The organism is Robertmurraya korlensis (assembly GCF_023715225.1).
Classification (GTDB): Bacteria; Bacillota; Bacilli; order Bacillales; family Cytobacillaceae; genus Robertmurraya_A.
In genome coordinates this window covers 391602-410263 of sequence record NZ_JAMBNS010000001.1, presented here as the reverse complement: position 1 = coordinate 410263, position 18662 = coordinate 391602, and the positions used below count along the sequence as shown (strand labels likewise).

Below are 18662 nucleotides of genomic sequence, written 5' to 3'. Positions count from 1 at the left end.
TTCTGCCTCCTTACCTTTCAGACGAGTTCAATTAAAACTTTTATTCTTCAAGATAAATAACGTGTTCAATTTTTCCTTCAAGTAGAATTTCCTCTGGAAGTATCGTCTTAATGACAAATGCCTTGCCCTTTATTAACAACTGCCCTTGCTTTAAAAGCAGTCTTAGTTCTTTCTCTGAGAAAGTGAGTAAGCCACGGTGGTTCTCAATATAGATGTGGATTTGACCAATCATTGTGATGCGGGGTAAATCCATCATGACATCTTGTGGAAGATCCATTGTTTGGGTCATCCAGCTTCTTACACGTTGCCCCCACCTTTTAGCCATAAAAAAAGAACCCCCTTTCATCTCATATTTATGAAATGAATGGGGGTTCTAGCACTACTTTTTAAGCAAATCTGCCTTGTTTTAGTAGTGTGAATTCGTTCTTTTTCGATGATATCCCTGTTTTGCTTTAGGTGGGCCCAAAATTTCTGACCAAATAACAGCATCCCTTAAAGTCTGACTCGAGACACGGAGGTCATGATCTGATTTAACTGCCACTTCCGCTCTCGGCTGCTGATTTAATCTACCCGTTGTTTGACGGTCTACCTTCATAACCGGAGTAGACTGTTGTTCTCGATAAGTGTTTCTTACTTCTTGGACTCGATTGGTGCTTAAACTTTGTGTTACTACAGGTTCTTTCTTTTCCTTTTGTGGACGTTCAAACTTTTGTTGAAGTTCTCCAAAATCAAAGTCGATGAAAGGTTTTGATTTCTCTTTTGTTTGCCCAGGAAGAAAAGGCTTTGGCTGTTTACGCTTTTGACGGTCGTCTTCCCCCTGACCCTTCATTTGTTTATAGAAGGAGGAAATAATCCCGATCAATACAACTAGGATAAAGGGATTTTCCAATAGAAATTGCAAAGATGGACACCTCCTTGCTTTACGTCAATTACTGTATTATTTTTTATCCGTATTTCCGTCTGGTTTACCAATAGAATCTCTCATACTCGTGTCAGCTGAAATGTTTTGGATATTTAAATAATCCATCACACCAATTTTTCCGGAAGTTAACGCCTCTGACATTGCAAGAGGTACCTTTGCTTCCGCTTCTACTACTTTTGCTCTCATTTCTTCAACGCGTGCTTTCATTTCCTGTTCCTGAGCTACTGCCATTGCTCTACGTTCCTCTGCTTTTGCTTGAGCGATCTTTTTATCTGCTTCCGCTTGTTCTGTTTGTAATTCAGCACCAATATTCTTTCCGATATCAACGTCCGCAATATCAATCGACAGAATTTCAAATGCCGTACCCGCATCTAAACCTTTAGATAGGACGGTTTGTGATATCATATCTGGATTTTCTAACACTTTTTTATGATTGTCAGACGAACCAATGGTGGAAACAATCCCTTCCCCAACACGAGCGACAATCGTTTCTTCACCCGCACCACCGACTAAACGGTCAATATTTGCACGCACGGTAATTCTCGCTTTTGCTTTTACCTCAATTCCATCCATTGCAACACCAGCGATAAATGGAGTTTCAATCACCTTAGGGTTTACACTCATCTGTACAGCCTCTAGTACATCACGACCCGCTAAATCAATAGCAGCCGCTCGTTCGAAAGATAATTCAATATTCGCACGATGTGCAGCAATCAATGCATTAACCACTCTATCTACATTACCACCCGCTAAGTAATGGCTTTCTAGCTGATTGGTTGTAACATCCAAACCTGCTTTATGTGCCTTAATTAATGGATTGATTACTCTACTTGGAATAACCCGACGTAATCTCATTCCAATCAGTGTAAAAATGCTTACTTTAACTCCTGCAGCAAGGGCTGAAATCCAGAGCATCACTGGTACAAACGTAAGTAATACAGATAATAAAACAATTCCTAATACAACTAAAACAAGAACAAATATCGTTCCAGATCCTAAAATCATTCTTCTTCCTCCTTAGACAATGGTTCATTTATCTCTCTGACCACAATTCTAGCTCCTTCAGATTTTACAATCTTGACTCTCTTATCTTTTCCAATAAAACTACCCTCACTAACGACATCAATGCGCTCATCATCTAAAACAATGGTACCTGCTGGACGTAATGCTGTGAGAGTCATTCCCTCTTTCCCTACAATCTCCGGTCGATTTTTATTTGAAACGTAACCGGCTTCGCTTTTAGTGGAGTCAGTTAGGATTATTCTTCTAAAGAATTTCATCTTTTTACCAAACACCTTTACCATTAAGATCGATGCTAATACAGAAATACTTAATGCAATGAGAATCGAGATTCCCATATGGACAACATTATCTGTGGCTAGAAACAAACTCGCCAATATGGCCGCAAGACCGAAAATACCTGCAATACCACCTGGTAAAAACAACTCTAACAATATGAGTCCAATTCCTATAACAAATAGGATCAATGTTTCAAAACCAGCTAATCCCGCCACTAAATGTCCGTAGAAGAATAGTAGCAACGAAGAAAGACCCATAAATCCTGGGATTCCAAACCCTGGTGAGTATAACTCAAGGATTAATCCAAGACTGCCAATCGATAGCAAAATAGGAACAACAACAGGGTGTGTGATGAAACGCGCGATTTTTTCTGCAAAGCTCTCTTCTACTTCTATGAGCTTGGCGTCAGATAAATTAAGCACGGAAAGTAGGTCCTCTAAGCTAGTAACTGTCCCTTCTGAATATCCTACTTCCTCCGCCTGATCTGCAGTCAATGTTAACAACTTTCCAGTTGGTGCCCCATACTCTGGTATGTCTACTTCACGATCAGCCATCGCTAGTGCATAGATGGGATCCCGTCCACTTTGTTCTGCTGCCGCTTTCATGGCACTTAACCAGTAGGATTGCGCTTTTTCATCTGCTGCATTTCCAGCTTGGTCAATGACAGCAGCCGAACCAATGGTTCCACTTGGCACCATATAAATCTCATCCATATTGAGTGAAATATACGCACCTGCTGATAACGCTTGATTGTCAACAAACGCAATGGTTTTTATACTCGTTGCCGACAGTAATTGGCCTATTTTCCCTGCCGCATCAACAGCGCCTCCTGGTGTATTGATTGTAAAAATGATGGCCTTTGCATTTACTTCTTCAGCCTCTTTTACAGCTCGAGATAAGAAGGCGTAAAGGCCTTTCTCAACGGTTTCTTCCACAGGTACAACATACACTGTTTCGCCTTGTGCTCCTCCTTTAAGCGGAAGGATTGACAATATGCCTACCATTAAAAAAGAAATGACCATGATCCATCGACAAAGCTTCACCCATTTCCCTCCTTCCTCACTTGACGCATAGTATGTATACGGTTGATCCTGCAAGAAGGTTTCAAAACTTAATCATTTTCTTTATACAAAGTATATGTAAAAAGACTGCAGAAGCCCTGCAGTCTTTAAAGCATGTTTATTATGAAAGGTGTTGTTGTACAAGTTTATTAACAAGTGATCCGTCAGCCTTACCTTTTACTTTAGGCATTAGTACTGCCATCACTTTTCCCATCTCAGCCTTTGTAGAAGCACCTGTTTCTAATATCGCCGCTTTCACTATATCGGAAAGTTCCTCTTCCGTTAGTTGTTTTGGCATATATTCGACTATATACGATAATTCAGTACGTAGTTTCTCAACTAGGTCATCACGACCTGCTTTTTCAAATTCATGGAGGGAATCCTTGCGTTGCTTTACTTCGCGAGAAAGGACAGTTAACTCTTCGTCCTCGGATAATTCCTGGCCAGTTTTAATAGCTTCATTTTGCAACGAAGCTTTGACCATCCGAATAACGGAAAGTTTATCTTTTTCTTTGTTTTTCATCGCTTGCTTCATATCATTATTTAAACGCTCGAGAAGACTCATTTACACACCCTCTCTTACCACTTACGTTTTCTAGCAGCTTCAGACTTTTTCTTACGCTTAACGCTAGGCTTTTCGTAGAATTCGCGCTTTCTAGCTTCTTGTATAGTACCTGACTTAGATACAGTACGTTTGAAGCGACGAAGAGCATCTTCAAGCGATTCGTTTTTACGAACAACGGTTTTAGACATTCTCTTTCCCTCCCTCCGAACACAACACACTTACAACAAACAACATGGAATTCCATGTACTTTGCAATTATAATATAACAGTGAAACAAGGTCAACTGTAATTCGACTAGCTATTGTCCATTTATGAATAAAACTTTAAAAATATCATATTTTCCTACTTATACTTAGCATGTCCCACATCTCTTTGCAATAAAGATGTAAGAGGAGGGAAAAGCATGTTAAGTGTTCTTTTATTTTGTATCTTTATTGTATTATTTATTTTTGGTATGACCATTTTACGAACGGGATTATTTAATTTATCTGCGGATTCACTAAAAAAATGGCTTGTAAAATTAACAGATCGCACCTGGAAAGGCCTTTTAGCATCCATTATCATAACGGGAGCTCTACAAAGCAGCTCAGCTGTCATGGTCATGACAATCGGGTTGATTTCTGCTGGGCTGTTAACATTTCGCCAATCTATTGGGATCATACTTGGAACCAATATTGGCACAACCTTTACTACTGAATTTATCACATTTCAAATCGACTCTTTTCTTGTACCAATGGCTATTTTAGGAGCCTGCCTTATTTTCACGAAAAATAAAAATGCAAATGCCTTTGGCTTGATACTATTGGGAATGGCAACGGTTTTTTCGGCAATGAGTGGCTTTAAATATCTAGCAAAGCCCTTATCTAGTCTACCAATCATCCAACAATTGATTATTGATATGAATGAAAGCAACTTACTTAGTGTTGGTGTGGGGGCTATTATAACAGCTCTTATTCACTCAAGCTCTGCTACGACGGGTATTATTATGGGGTTCCTTTCGAGTCAGTTACTTACAATTGGTGCTGGTATAGCCGTCATGCTTGGAGCGAATATAGGAACCTGTGTCACTGGGTATGTGGCAAGTATCGGAGGGGGAAAGGAGGCTCGTCTATGTGCGTATTCACATATATGGTTAAATGTCATCGGCGTGATTGCCTTTTTTCCATTCATCGCATATCTTGCAAGCATAGCAGGTAGCTTAGCTCAAGAGCCCGATGTACAACTAGCTCATATTAGTGTCCTATTTAACGTCATCTCTTCTTTACTTGTCCTTCCATTTGCCAGCCATTTTGCAACATTTGTTACGAAATTACATGCTAAAAAATAAAAACATGCCAATTGGCATGTTCTTATTTTTTAATAATCACTATTTGAAACTAATCCTTTTACAATAGCAATGCCTGAGCTAGCTCCAATACGAGTTGCCCCAGCTTCAATCATATTTTTTGCGTCTTCTGCACTTCTTACTCCACCTGAAGCTTTTACACCAATTGTAGGACCAACCGTCTTACGCATTAGTGCAATGTCCTCAACCGTTGCTCCACCAGTTGAAAAGCCTGTAGAGGTTTTGACAAAATCAGTACCTGCACTGACAGCTAGCTTACATGCACGAACTTTTTCCTCTTCTGTTAAAAGAGATGTTTCAATAATAACCTTTGTTAAAGCTTTTCCTTTTGCCGCGTTAACAACCGCTTGAATATCTTTTTCAACCAAAGAGTCATCTCCATTTTTTAGCGCACCGATATTGATAACCATATCTACCTCGGTCGCACCATTTTCAATGGCGTTCGTTGTTTCAAATGCTTTTGTTTCTGGTGTATTGGCTCCCAATGGAAACCCGATGACCGTACAAACATCCACACCCGTTCCCTTTAATAACTCACTAGCATAAGCCACCCACGTTGGGTTCACACACACAGAAGCAAATTGATATTCCTTTGCTTCAGCACATAATTGTTCAATTTGGGCTTTTGTTGCTTCAGCTTTTAGCAAAGTGTGATCAATCATTTTCGCGATTTCTTTCATCATATACACTCCAATTCAAACATTATATCGCTGCTTGTTCTGCTGATCTAACATACTCATCAAGCACACGGACAAATTGGCCTTCATTGTAAGGGTACCCAGCTTTTGTAATTTTCACCTTTACAATTTGTCCAATCATTTCTTCTGACCCTTTAAATATAACCTTTAAATAATTATCTGTATATCCTTCATACAATCCTTCACCGCTTTTTGAACGTTCTTCAGGAATCACTTCGAGTACTTCCCCTTCAAATTGTGAAGCATACTCTTTAGCTAATTGATCAGATAATGATATTAATCGATGCACACGTTCATTCTTAATTTCTTCATCCACTTGATCTTCCATTCTAGCAGCAGGTGTACCCGTACGTTTAGAATATGGGAATACATGCAGTTCAGAGAATTTATGCTCTTTGATAAAATTATAAGTTTCCATAAATTCTTCTTCTGTTTCCCCAGGGAAACCAACGATCACATCTGAAGTGACCGCAAGACCTGGCAGGGCCTCCTTCAGTCGACTTAAGCGCTCGCCAAAGAATTCCATCGTATACTTACGACGCATTCTTTTTAATACCGTGTTAGAACCAGATTGCAATGGAATATGAAGATGTCTAACGATTACGTTAGAGTCATTCATTACTTGAATTACTTCATCAGTAATTTGACTTGCTTCTATGGAAGAGATTCTTAGTCTCTCAAGCCCGATCACTTCTTTTTCTAAATCTTTTAATAACATGGCAAGATTATAATCCTTCATATCTTCACCATATCCACCTGTATGAATACCAGTTAATACAATTTCCTTATAACCAGCATCCACTAGTTGCTGTGCTTGTTTTATCACTTCCTTTGGATCACGAGATCTCATTAATCCACGAGCCCAAGGAATGATACAAAACGTACAGAAGTTATTGCAGCCTTCCTGAATCTTTAAAGACGCACGAGTACGGTCTGTAAAGGCAGGAACATCTAACTCCTCGTAAACACGATTTTTCATAATATTACCAACCGCATTAATTGGTTGTCTTTCTTCCTTAAAACGTTCGATATATTCTAGCATCTTCACACGGTCCTGTGTTCCAACCACAATATCCACACCAGGAATAGCCATAATTTCAGCAGGAGATGTTTGTGCATAACAGCCTGTTACACAAATAACAGCATCCGGATTTTTACGAATCGCACGTCTGATTACTTGGCGACTCTTTTTATCGCCTGTGTTTGTTACGGTACAAGTATTAATGACATAAACATCTGAAGTTGATTCATAGTCTACTCTCTCATATCCCTGTTCTTGAAATAGCTGCCAAATGGCTTCTGTTTCATAATGATTTACCTTACAACCTAATGTATGAAATGCAACTGATGGCATATCGTTCACCTCAATAGTTCAAATTGATAAGAAATAACTGACAACACGTATAAAGGTGCTGTCTCTGTACGTAAGATTCTAGGACCAAGCCCGCACGACTCGAACCCCTCTTTAGAAAGTAACTCAACTTCCGATTCCGTTAGTCCGCCTTCAGGACCGAACACAATTAAGACACTGTCATCTTTCTTCATCTCTTGAAGAGTACGAGCGAGAGTTGACCTTTCTCCTTGCTTTGCATCTTCCTCATAAGCAATTAATTTATACGTATATTCTTTTGAAAGACTAATAAGCTTTGTTAAATTATGAGGATTGGCAACAGTTGGCACAATTCGTCGGTGCGACTGCTCTGCTGCCTCTTTTGCAATCCTTTGCCAACGATCTACTTTTTTATCAGCCTTCTTTTCGTCCCATTTTACTACTGATCTAGCAGTTGAAACCGGAACGAAAGAAGAGGCACCTAATTCAGTGCCTTTTTGTATGATCCACTCTAACTTATCACCTTTAGGAAGACCACTTGCAATCGTGACTCGAACTGGAAGTTCTGAGGACACTACTTCCCATTGTACAACGTCTGCAACGACTTGTTCATCGGTAATTTCTGCAATTTGGCAAATAGCCCCTTCTCCATTGGAAGTTGTACAAATGATTTGATCGCTTATCTTTAACCTCATCACCTTCACAATGTGCCTGAAATCGTCACCCTTTATGACAAATCGTCCTTCCGTTGTCTGATCAACAAAATATCGTTGCACACGCTACACCTTCTTTATTTCATATATAAAGGGGGATATCCCCCCTTCACATTATTGCCTCTTTGCAATCATCGCAATCCAATCTTCCATTTGGATCGTCTCTATTATTTCAAACCCAGAGCGCTCAATTGCTGTCCTAACTTCTTCTTTTTTCTGTAAAATGATACCTGAAGAAATAAAATAACCGTCTTTTTTAACAACTCTTGCTACATCATCAGTAAAGCGAACAATCACTTCGGCTAAAATATTTGCAACAACAACATCTGCCTGTTGGTCCACACCGTCAAGTAAATTATTTTGAGCCACAGTTACTACTTCATGTGTTTTATTCAGCTTGCTATTTATCTTTGCTGATTTAACAGCCACTTCGTCTAAATCAAGAGCAAAAACTGAACTTGCTCCTAACATAGCTGACGCAATACTTAATACTCCTGTTCCCGTTCCAACGTCAATAACACGGTCACCTTCTCTAACCGTTCTTTCTAACGCCTGTATGCACATTACTGTTGTCGGATGCGTTCCTGTACCGAATGCCATACCTGGATCCAATTCAATAATTAATTCATCACTTGAAACTGGAGTATATTCTTCCCACGTCGGTACAATGGTAAATCGTTCAGAAATTTTCACTGGATGATAATACTTCTTCCATGCAGTTGCCCATTCCTCTTCATTCACTTCACTGACTGTTACGGTATTTCTTCCAATATCAATATTATGAATGCTCAGGTTGTTAATAGATTCTTTTATTGCATCAACCGTTTCACCCAAGAAGCTTGTAACCGGTAAATATGCTTTAACCATTACACCTTCATCCGGATAATCTTTAGGATTGAGTTGGTAGATTTCACCGAATTGGTCTTCCCTTTCTTTCACAAGCTCTAATGGATCCTCAATTACCACTCCACTTGCGCCTGCCTCATGCAATATATTTGAGATCGGTTCTATTGCCTCATTTGTTGTATGAATGCAAAGTTCTGACCATTTCATACTACCAACTCCTATTCCTTTTATTCGCCTTTAAATGCTCTTTTTACTTTTGAAAAAAAACCTTCTTCATGCTCACCTTGAGGTACGCTTCCGCTTACCTCTGCAAACTCATGCAGCAATTGCTTTTGCTTTTCAGTTAACTTAGTCGGTGTTAAGATTCGAATAATAATATGTTGATCCCCTGTACCATAGCCTCTTACGTTTGGAACACCTTTTCCTTTCAATCGGAATTTGGTTCCAGTTTGAGTACCAGCAGGCACTTTCAGTTTTACTTTCCCATGTAATGTTGGTACTTCCACTTCATCACCAAGTGCGGCTTGAACAAAAGTAATCGGCATTTCACAATAGATATCGTCTCCATCACGTTCAAAGAATTCATGTGAACGGACATGGAATACAACATATAGATCTCCTGCCGGTCCACCATTTACTCCAGGTTCCCCTTGACCAGCAACACGAAGCTGTTGACCATCATCAATACCTGCAGGAATCTTTACATGAATCTTACGACGCTTCTTCACTTTCCCTGTTCCACCACATGTTGAACACTTGTCTTTAATCTGTTTCCCAGTTCCACTACAGTAATGACAAACTCGACGATTCACAATCCGGCCAAATGGTGTATTTTGCTCCACATTCAACTGACCAGACCCATGACAATGACTACAAGTATCCGGCTTCGTACCTGGTTTAGCTCCAGATCCGTGACATGTTTCACAATTTTCTTCTCTCGGTATTTCCAAATCGGTTTCTTTTCCGAAAACCGCTTCCTCAAAGCTTAGGGTCATTGTATATTGTAGGTCAGCTCCTTGTCTTGGTGCATTAGGATCTCTTCTTCTTGACCCACCACCGCCAAAGAACGTGCTAAATATATCCTCAAAACCACCAAAACCACCGAAGTCTCCTCCACCAAAACCTTGGTTAGGATCCGTGTGACCAAATTGATCATAGTGTGCTTTCTTTTGGTCGTCACTTAATACCTCATATGCTTCTTTTACCTCTTTGAACTTCTCATCTGCATCTGCTTCCTTATTTATATCAGGATGATACTTTTTCGATAACTTTCGGTACGCCTTTTTTATCTCATCCTTTGAAGCACTTTTACTTACTCCAAGTACCTCATAGTAGTCCCTTTTACTCATGATTGCCCACTCCCCGAATCATTTCACATAAAGGTTATTTTAACATTATCATTCAACCCAAAGCAATGAAAAAGCCAAAGTCGCTTGGATTTGACTTTGACTTTTTCTAAGCTAGTTAGCCTAAACTTATTTATCGTCTTTTACTTCTTCAAATTCTGCATCCACAACATTGTCATCCTTGCCACTTTCGCCTGGTTGACCTCCAGCTGCTTGAGCTTGCTTAGCTGCTTCCTCATATAATTTCACAGTTAAGTTTTGAACGATTTCTTGAAGAGCATCCTTTTTCGCACGAATTTCTTCTAATTCGTTTTTCTCAATCGCAGCCTTTAGTGCATCCTTCGCTTCATTTGCTGAAGCTACTTCAGACGCGTCTACTTTTCCTTCTAGATCTTTCAGAGTTTTTTCAGTTGTAAACACAAGCTGATCTGCTTCATTGCGTAGTTCTACTTCTTCTTTACGCTTTTTATCAGCTTCTGCATTTTCTTCTGCTTCTCTAACCATCTTTTGAATTTCTTCATCAGATAGACCAGTTGAAGACTTGATCGTGATTGTTTGTTCCTTGTTTGTTCCTAAATCCTTTGCACGAACGTTTACAATACCATTTTTATCAATATCAAATGATACTTCAATTTGTGGTACACCACGTGGTGCTGGTGGGATGTCCGTTAATTGGAAACGACCAAGTGTCTTGTTATCTGCTGCCATTGGACGCTCACCTTGAAGAACATGAATATCAACAGCTGTTTGGCTATCTGCCGCAGTTGAGAATACTTGTGACTTTGAAGTTGGAATCGTTGTATTTCGATCAATTAACTTCGTAAACACGCCACCCATTGTTTCAATACCAAGTGATAATGGTGTTACATCAAGAAGAACAACATCTTTTACGTCACCAGAAATTACTCCACCTTGAATAGCAGCACCCATTGCAACTACTTCATCTGGATTCACGCCTTTATGTGGCTCTTTTCCTGTTTCACGTTTAATTGCTTCTTGTACCGCAGGAATACGAGTGGATCCACCAACTAGTATAACTTTATCAAGTTCAGCAGGTGTTAAACCAGCGTCTCTTAAAGCTTGACGTGTCGGCCCCATTGTTCTTTCTACAAGACTTGCAGATAATTCTTCAAATTTCGCTCTAGATAATGTTACTTCTAAGTGAAGTGGTCCAGCTTCCCCAGCCGTGATAAACGGAAGTGAAATTTGCGTTGTCGTAACACCAGAAAGGTCCTTCTTCGCCTTTTCTGCCGCATCCTTTAAGCGTTGAAGTGCCATTTTATCTTTAGAAAGATCAATGCCATTTTCCTTTTTGAATTGCTCGACTAGATAATCAATAATCACTTGGTCAAAGTCATCTCCACCAAGACGATTATCACCTGCAGTTGATTTTACTTCAAAAACACCATCGCCTAATTCCAAAATAGACACGTCAAATGTTCCGCCCCCAAGGTCGTAAACAAGAATCGTTTGATCGTCGTCCATTTTATCTAAACCATAAGCAAGTGCCGCTGCAGTTGGCTCGTTGATAATACGTTCTACTTCTAGACCAGCAATTTTCCCAGCATCTTTTGTTGCTTGACGCTCTGCATCGTTAAAATACGCTGGTACGGTAATAACAGCCTTTGAAACAGGCTCACCAAGATAGTCTTCTGCGTACGCTTTAAGATGTTGAAGAATAATCGCAGATACCTCTTGTGGTGTATAATCCTTTCCTTCAATCGTTTCTTTATGGCTAGTACCCATATGACGCTTGATGGACATGATTGTATTTGGATTTGTAATAGCTTGACGCTTTGCTACTTCACCAACTTGACGCTCACCATTTTTAAACGCTACAACAGATGGTGTTGTGCGGTTTCCTTCTGCATTAGGAATGACCTTTGGCTCTCCACCTTCAAGTACAGACACACATGAGTTTGTTGTCCCTAAGTCAATACCAATGATTTTACTCATAAAAATAACCTCCCAAAATTCTATTATGTAGGGATTACTGATTCACCTTAACCATCGATGGTCGGATGACTTTATCTTTTAACTTGTACCCCTTTTGGAATTCCTCTACAACCACATTTGATTCAAAACTAGGATCCTCTACTTGCATAACCGCTTGGTGCATATGCGGATCAAATGAATGACCAACAGCTTCAATTGCCTCAAGGCCTTCACCTTTTAATGCTTCAGATAGATTGCGGTATACCATGTCCATCCCTTGTAACAACGATTTTGTTTGTTCATTATCAGGTTCAACCTGAAGAGCTCTTTCAAAATTATCTAGAGCTGGCAATAAATTTGTAATTAAGCTTTGAGCTCTATATTTTTGCGCCGCTTCAAGGTCAATTCTGGCCCTGCGACGAGAGTTGTCAAAATCAGCCTGCAAGCGCAAGTAACGATTTTCAGCATCTTGAAGTTTTGTTTCTAGCTCTTGTATACGAGTGTCCTCAGAATTAGTTTCAACTTTTTCTTCAGTTACCACTTCTGCTTCAGCAAAAACTTCTTCAATACCTTCTGAGCTTGCTTCTGTTTCAGTAGAAGATTGTAATTCTTCATTTAATGTACTTTTCTCTTCTGCCAAATTACTCACCTCCCTTAAAGTGTTCCTTCTTCATTTATAAATAGTGGGGATATGCTAAGGAAGACTCTCCTTAACATAATCACCACCGTTATTTATTTTGATACAGCTTGGTTAGTACAGAAGTTAAATCTTGGCTAATCGTTTGTAATAAGCTGATCACTCGAGAGTACTCCATTCTAGTAGGGCCTAAAATAGCAATAGTACCTAGTTGTTCTTCACCTACAGAATACGTAGCTGTAATTAAACTACAATTCTCCATTGCTGAATTGTTGTTTTCTTTCCCAATTTTCACATGAATCCCCGTCGGATTTTTCCGAATCAAATCGTACATGCTTTTTTCATGCTCTATCATGTTTAAAAGGCTTTTTACCTTTTCGATATCATGGAATTCCGGTTGACTAAGAATATTGGTTCTTCCACCAAAAAACACCTTTTCATTTGATGGAATCTTCAACGTATCAGCGAATGCATGAAGCATGGAATCATAATTACGGATATGTTGTCTGAGTAAAGTGGCTACCTCTTTATAGATCTTATCATTTAAATCTTCAAGTGGGACACCAGTTAAACGTTCATTAAGGATATTGACCATCTTTTCGATATCACTTGCATCTAACCCCTCAGGAAGATGAAACATCCGATTGTCTACATGTCCTTTATCAGTCACAATGATCGCGATAGCTGTTTCCTTATTAAGTGGAACAATTTGAATCTTCTTAAGCTTATTCTCTCTTACGGCAGGTCCAAGAACGATAGAAGTATAATTGGTCAGATCAGATAAAATCTTCGCAGATTTTTGTACGATTTTTTCAAGTTCATAAAGCCTTTCAGCAAAAATCGATTTGACCGAATGCATATCATGCTGATCAAGCTTCTGTGGGGCAAGAAGATGATCTACATAAAAACGATAGCCTTTCTCGGACGGAATTCTTCCAGAAGAAGTATGTGTCTTCTCCAGAAAGCCTAGCTCCTCTAAATCAGCCATATCATTGCGAATCGTAGCAGAGCTAAAACTAATATCCTCTTTTTTCGACAAACTTCTAGATCCAATCGGCTGAGCAGAACGAATGAAATCATCAACAATCACCTGAAAAATTAACAACTGACGATCTGTTAACATGTTTCATCACCTCTGTTAGCACTCTCTTCTAACGAGTGCTAAATCTAATAATAAATTATCAAATGTTAGGGCTATATGTCAACATTTAGATCACGCCAATAAATGATTGAAACACTTCATTTCCTAAAAACCGCCCTTTTTTTGTTAAGGCAATTTTGCCCTCCTGTACTGAGATTAAATCACGATCTTGTAAAGAATCTATCTCTTTCTTAAATAGAGAAAGCGGATCGACCCCGAATTTTTGAAGGAAGTGGTCTACGCTGATTCCTTCCATTTTCCTTAAACCGAGGAACATTTCTTCCTCCCACTTTTCATTGTTCTCCACTTTGTGAATATTATGAGAAGGTAGATCACCATTCCAAATGGGATCCATATATTTTTTTAAAGGACCATGGTTGGCAATCCTCTCTCCAGAAACATAGCTATGAGACCCAGCACCAAATCCATAGTATTCCTCGTTATTCCAATATGTTAAATTATGCTTGCTTTCGTATCCTGGAAGAGCGAAGTTGGAAATCTCGTATTGCTGAAATCCAGCTAACTCCATCTGCTCCATCAGTAATGAATACATTTCCGCTTCAGCATCTTCACCTGGAACAGGCAGCTTTCCTTTTCTCATCTGGTTATAAAACACCGTTTTGGGTTCAATAATGAGGGAGTACCCAGAGTAGTGTTGAATATCCAGGGAGAGAGCCGTTTGTAGTGTTTCTTTAAAACTATCTAGCGTTTGATTCGGCAAACTATAAATTAAATCTACACTAATATTATCAAACCCAACTTTCTTGGCTTTCTCAATAGAGGCGAACACATCCTCCGCTCGATGGGTTCTTCCAATCGCCTTCAGCAACTGATTATCAAAGGTTTGCACACCAAAGCTTAATCGATTGACTCCACCCTCGTATAGCACACGAAACTTTTCATCAGACAAGTCCCCTGGATTGGCTTCAAACGTAAACTCTGCATTATGTTCTAATGGTAGATATTTTTTTATGGATAATAATAATCGTTGCAATTGTTTTTCAGTTAATGAGGTTGGAGTTCCACCGCCTACAAATACAGAATGAAGAGGATCTGCAGGATGCTTTTCTAGAGTTAATCGAATTTCCTCATCAAGAGCGTCTAGATACTCATCGACAGGCTGGCCTTTTAAGAAGACCTTATTAAAATCACAATAGTGACAAATATGCTCACAGAACGGGATATGAATATATGCTGCTTTTACCATTTTTACACAACCTTAAAATATATCTTTTTTGCAATCAAAAAAGGTTAGATCACTTGATTTATCAAGCTTATCTAACCTTTCCTTTAAAATCAAATCATCTACTTCTTTGAGTTTGTATCATCCATTTTCAACACGGCCATGAATGCTTCTTGAGGCACCTCTACAGAACCTACCTGCTTCATCCGCTTTTTACCTTCTTTTTGCTTTTCAAGTAACTTACGCTTACGCGAGATATCTCCACCATAACATTTGGCTAATACGTTTTTACGCATCGCTTTAATCGTCGAACGCGCTACAATTTTTTGTCCAATAGCCGCTTGAATTGGAACCTCGAACTGTTGTCTTGGTATTAATTCCTTCAGCTTTTCAACAATGACTTTTCCACGTTCGTAAGCAAAGTCTTTATGAACAATAAAGCTTAACGCATCAACCTTTTCAGCATTAAGGAGAATATCCATCTTAACAAGTTTAGATTCTTTGTAGCCAATTAACTCGTAATCAAATGACGCGTAACCTTTTGTACTTGACTTTAATTGATCGAAGAAATCATATACGATTTCTGATAACGGAATCTCATACACAATGTTTACACGAGTCTCATCCATATATTGCATATCGATAAAGATTCCTCGTTTTTCCTGACAAAGTTCCATAATCGCACCAACATAGTCATTAGGAGCCATCATGGTAGCTTTTACATAGGGCTCTTCAACACGGGCAATTTTTTGAGGATCTGGCATGTTTGAAGGATTATCAACTTTAATTTCCGTACCATCCGTCATTATCACGTGATAAATAACGCTTGGTGCTGTTGTAATCAAGTCAATTTTGAACTCTCTTTCAATACGCTCTTGAATAATTTCCATATGGAGTAATCCTAGGAATCCACAACGGAAACCGAAACCGAGCGCCTGAGAAGTTTCTGGCTCAAATTGAAGAGCAGAATCATTTAGTTCTAACTTTTCTAATGCTTCTCGCAAATCATTAAACTTTGCACTATCAATTGGATACAAACCACAATATACCATTGGATTTAAACGGCGGTAACCTGGAAGAGCTTCTGTTGCTCCATTTTTCACACTAGTAATCGTATCCCCCACTCGTGTGTCTCCAACATTCTTAATAGCTGCTGTTAAGAATCCAACATCACCAACAGTAAGTTCTGGACTAGGAGTTGACTTTGGTGTGAATACCCCTACTTCTGTAACTTCAAATTCTTTTCCGGTTGCCATCATACGGATTTTGTCTCCCACTTTTACCGTACCATCAACGACACGAATATAAGCAACCACTCCACGATAAGCATCATAGAGAGAGTCAAAGATGAGCGCTTTTAAAGGTGCATCGGGATCACCAGTAGGTGCAGGTACCTTTTCTACTACTTGCTCTAGTATATCTTCAATTCCAATTCCGGCCTTTGCACTTGCTAATACCGCCTCAGATGCATCTAGTCCAATTACTTCTTCAATCTCATTACGCACACGTTCAGGATCTGCACTTGGTAAGTCAATTTTATTAATAACTGGTACAATTTCAAGGTCATTATCTAACGCTAAGTAAACATTTGCTAATGTTTGAGCTTCAATTCCTTGTGCTGCATCCACCACAAGGACAGCTCCTTCACAAGCCGCTAAGCTTCGAGATACCTCATACGTGAAGTCGACGTGCCCAGGTGTATCGATTAAATGGAAAGTGTATATCTCTCCATCCTTTGCTTGATATTTTAATTGCACAGAATTTAATTTGATTGTAATTCCACGTTCTCTTTCAAGGTCCATCGAATCTAGTAACTGGTCCTTCATTTCTCTAGCTGTTAGCGCATTCGTTTTTTCAAGAATGCGGTCAGCTAATGTGGATTTCCCATGGTCAATATGTGCAATGATAGAAAAATTCCTGATTTTTTCTTGTCTATTTAGTCTGTCTTGTCTGTTCATTCGGTTCACTCCTACTATACTTCGCACGTATACACTATTTTTGATTATAGCAGTAGGGTTTCGAAGATTCAATAGAGAAAAGCGGAAGCAACTTGTCATATCAAAGAAAAACAGCAATCCTGAGATTGCCGCATTTTTAGCTGTTTCTAATAAGATCAATTGTTATATCTACTATACCCGTTACGATGTCTGCTAGTGTTTTTCCTAAGTCTGAGAAGAAATTATAGGCTTCCATCTCTTCTAGCTGCTCTCTCTTTTTGTTAATATCGTGACTATCTACATTATTTCCAAGTACGGATACTTGGACATTTTCTTCTTGTTCGTTAATGGTGAATGCGCCTTTAAAATTAGGATCTTCAAATCCCTTCATGTTTACGATCCCATCGTTTGCAATTTGCATCCCAAATAAAACTGATACAAACATGAGAGACATTAGCAATATGCTTTTAAACATAAACATTTTCATAATATCACCTAAATTAACATTATTGTTCCTCAGAAGGAACGGTTACTGGGTAATTCACCTTTTCTGCTTCCCAGAATATCTCGCTAAATACATCGGCAAATGCATCGGCAGAAAGATTAAGCTCATCAAAGTTGTTATCCACCCCACCAAACTCAACTAATAGAGCATTTCCAGAAAGGTCCTGATTGAAACGACCATTTGTACTAGCTCCACTTTTTTGGATGATTCCTCTGCTTAAACCAGGATATTTCTCCTCGAGTTTTTTGTGGATTTCTGTCGCTAACTTTAAGTTCTTTTCGTAATTTGGATGTTCTGCACCAATCACAAAGGCTAGCTTCGCATATGATTTTCCATTGATAACTTTCGTTGTATCTTCTTTTCTTCTTGAATCACGATGAATATCGATTAAATACGATAAGTTAGAATTGCCAGTCATTGCTTCTTGTACAAGAGCCCTAGAAGCATCATACGACCGACCATACGTCCAGCCATTTGAATTTAAGCGATTCGTTATATCCGTTTTATCCACTATTGTGCCAACCCCATACCCTTCTAACCTCTCTTGCAAGCGATCACCTATTTTCGTTACATTTATTTCCGAGTGTTGTGCACTATTTGGATCCGTCACTCCTTTTAGATAAGGCAGATAGGATTCTCTTGTATGAGAGAAATAAATATAAGCTACCTTTTGATCACCTGTTGTTAAAGGTGGAGTTACCTTATTTGGTTCTTCCTTTGTAATATCGTCCGTGTTTTGCAAGCTTGCCTCATTTTCTGTGTTCAGCGCTTCCTCTGGTGGAGCTGATTCAATTGGCATATTCGTATAATTGGTTCCTTCACCAGCAACAAGAATTTTTCCATCAAATAAGGAAAATCCCGGAAGTTCTCTCCCTAATAAGCTCCGTGGATCATCAAGATTCACATTTGTGGAGGCTTTAAACAAGACACTCGACATACTCGGAACATCATCTTTTTCTACTAAACCACTCATAAAATAATGGTTTTCTCTAGCCATCAACTGATAGAGTACATTTCCGCTCACATTCATTGTCGCTTTGTTCACACTCGATGACCTAAGTTGATATTGTGGGTTTAAAGAAGTTAACAGTCCGCTCACAGAAAAGAGTAGGAAAATCAACAACAAACACGATAAAATGAGCTTTAATATGCTTGTCCCTTGAATAGTTACAACATAGGGCGTTTTTTGTAGTTTCATT

The 18662-nt window shown here is 39.1% G+C and carries 19 protein-coding genes; 1 reads left to right on the top strand and 18 read right to left on the bottom strand.

The genetic code is table 11. The features are described 5' to 3' along the window. Positions 1-40 precede the first annotated feature (40 nt). From yqfC to rpsU, 6 genes are all read right to left on the bottom strand, one after another. Positions 41-325 carry a sporulation protein YqfC gene (yqfC, locus tag M3175_RS02230; protein ID WP_251514186.1) on the bottom strand — a complete coding sequence of 95 codons (285 nt, stop codon included), beginning with the start codon at positions 323-325 and terminating at the stop codon, positions 41-43. Positions 326-406: 81 nt separating this feature from the next. Then, complete coding sequence (locus tag M3175_RS02225) at positions 407-901, bottom strand: YqfB family membrane protein (protein WP_251514184.1); 495 nt, start codon at positions 899-901, stop codon at positions 407-409. 36 nt (positions 902-937) lie between these two features. Next, the gene (gene floA / locus M3175_RS02220) at positions 938-1927 is read right to left on the bottom strand and encodes a flotillin-like protein FloA (protein ID WP_251514182.1); all 990 of its coding nucleotides are present in this window, start codon (positions 1925-1927) and stop codon (positions 938-940) included. Next, complete coding sequence (locus M3175_RS02215; protein WP_371321655.1) at positions 1924-3243, bottom strand: NfeD family protein; 1320 nt, start codon at positions 3241-3243, stop codon at positions 1924-1926. The genes floA and M3175_RS02215 overlap by 4 nt, the downstream gene beginning before the upstream one ends. 160 nt (positions 3244-3403) lie before the next feature. Continuing rightward, entirely contained in the window at positions 3404-3847 is a 444-nt protein-coding gene (locus tag M3175_RS02210) for a GatB/YqeY domain-containing protein (protein WP_251514175.1), read from the bottom strand. 14 nt (positions 3848-3861) lie between these two features. Continuing rightward, a complete protein-coding gene (rpsU, locus tag M3175_RS02205) occupies positions 3862-4035 on the bottom strand; it encodes a 30S ribosomal protein S21 (RefSeq protein ID WP_019154564.1) in 174 nt (57 codons plus the stop codon). Between the two features lie 215 nt (positions 4036-4250). Here rpsU and M3175_RS02200 point away from each other — a divergent pair, with 215 nt between their 5' ends. Beyond that, positions 4251-5174: a Na/Pi symporter gene (locus tag M3175_RS02200; protein ID WP_251514174.1), complete on the top strand. Its 924-nt coding sequence runs from the start codon at positions 4251-4253 to the stop codon at positions 5172-5174. A 29-nt stretch (positions 5175-5203) separates the two neighbouring features. Here the strand turns inward: M3175_RS02200 and deoC are convergent, their stop codons facing one another. The 12 genes from deoC to spoIIP all read right to left on the bottom strand — a co-directional run bounded on the left by deoC (position 5204) and on the right by spoIIP (position 18661). Further along, on the bottom strand, positions 5204-5875 hold the full coding sequence (gene deoC, locus M3175_RS02195; protein ID WP_251514172.1) for a deoxyribose-phosphate aldolase: 672 nt from the start codon (positions 5873-5875) through the stop codon (positions 5204-5206). Between the two features lie 19 nt (positions 5876-5894). After that, on the bottom strand, positions 5895-7244 hold the full coding sequence (gene mtaB, locus M3175_RS02190; protein ID WP_251514170.1) for a tRNA (N(6)-L-threonylcarbamoyladenosine(37)-C(2))-methylthiotransferase MtaB: 1350 nt from the start codon (positions 7242-7244) through the stop codon (positions 5895-5897). A 5-nt stretch (positions 7245-7249) separates the two neighbouring features. Further along, positions 7250-7996 (bottom strand): 16S rRNA (uracil(1498)-N(3))-methyltransferase, encoded by a 747-nt coding sequence (locus M3175_RS02185; protein ID WP_251514168.1) that lies wholly within the window; start codon positions 7994-7996, stop codon positions 7250-7252. A gap of 51 nt (positions 7997-8047) precedes the next feature. Next, complete coding sequence (gene prmA / locus M3175_RS02180) at positions 8048-8986, bottom strand: 50S ribosomal protein L11 methyltransferase (protein ID WP_251514167.1); 939 nt, start codon at positions 8984-8986, stop codon at positions 8048-8050. Positions 8987-9006: 20 nt separating this feature from the next. Further along, a complete protein-coding gene (dnaJ, locus tag M3175_RS02175; protein ID WP_251514165.1) occupies positions 9007-10128 on the bottom strand; it encodes a molecular chaperone DnaJ in 1122 nt (373 codons plus the stop codon). A gap of 126 nt (positions 10129-10254) precedes the next feature. Beyond that, positions 10255-12081, bottom strand: a complete 1827-nt coding sequence (gene dnaK, locus M3175_RS02170) for a molecular chaperone DnaK (RefSeq protein ID WP_251514163.1) — start codon at positions 12079-12081, stop codon at positions 10255-10257. A gap of 34 nt (positions 12082-12115) precedes the next feature. Beyond that, complete coding sequence (grpE, locus tag M3175_RS02165; protein WP_251514162.1) at positions 12116-12700, bottom strand: nucleotide exchange factor GrpE; 585 nt, start codon at positions 12698-12700, stop codon at positions 12116-12118. Between the two features lie 88 nt (positions 12701-12788). Continuing rightward, a complete protein-coding gene (hrcA, locus tag M3175_RS02160) occupies positions 12789-13820 on the bottom strand; it encodes a heat-inducible transcriptional repressor HrcA (protein ID WP_251514160.1) in 1032 nt (343 codons plus the stop codon). Between the two features lie 85 nt (positions 13821-13905). After that, positions 13906-15045: a radical SAM family heme chaperone HemW gene (hemW, locus tag M3175_RS02155; RefSeq protein WP_251514158.1), complete on the bottom strand. Its 1140-nt coding sequence runs from the start codon at positions 15043-15045 to the stop codon at positions 13906-13908. 98 nt (positions 15046-15143) lie between these two features. Beyond that, on the bottom strand, positions 15144-16979 hold the full coding sequence (gene lepA, locus M3175_RS02150) for a translation elongation factor 4 (protein ID WP_251514156.1): 1836 nt from the start codon (positions 16977-16979) through the stop codon (positions 15144-15146). A 136-nt stretch (positions 16980-17115) separates the two neighbouring features. Further along, on the bottom strand, positions 17116-17433 hold the full coding sequence (locus M3175_RS02145) for a YqxA family protein (protein WP_306663940.1): 318 nt from the start codon (positions 17431-17433) through the stop codon (positions 17116-17118). A 31-nt stretch (positions 17434-17464) separates the two neighbouring features. Further along, a complete protein-coding gene (gene spoIIP, locus M3175_RS02140; RefSeq protein ID WP_251514152.1) occupies positions 17465-18661 on the bottom strand; it encodes a stage II sporulation protein P in 1197 nt (398 codons plus the stop codon). Position 18662 lies beyond the last annotated feature (1 nt).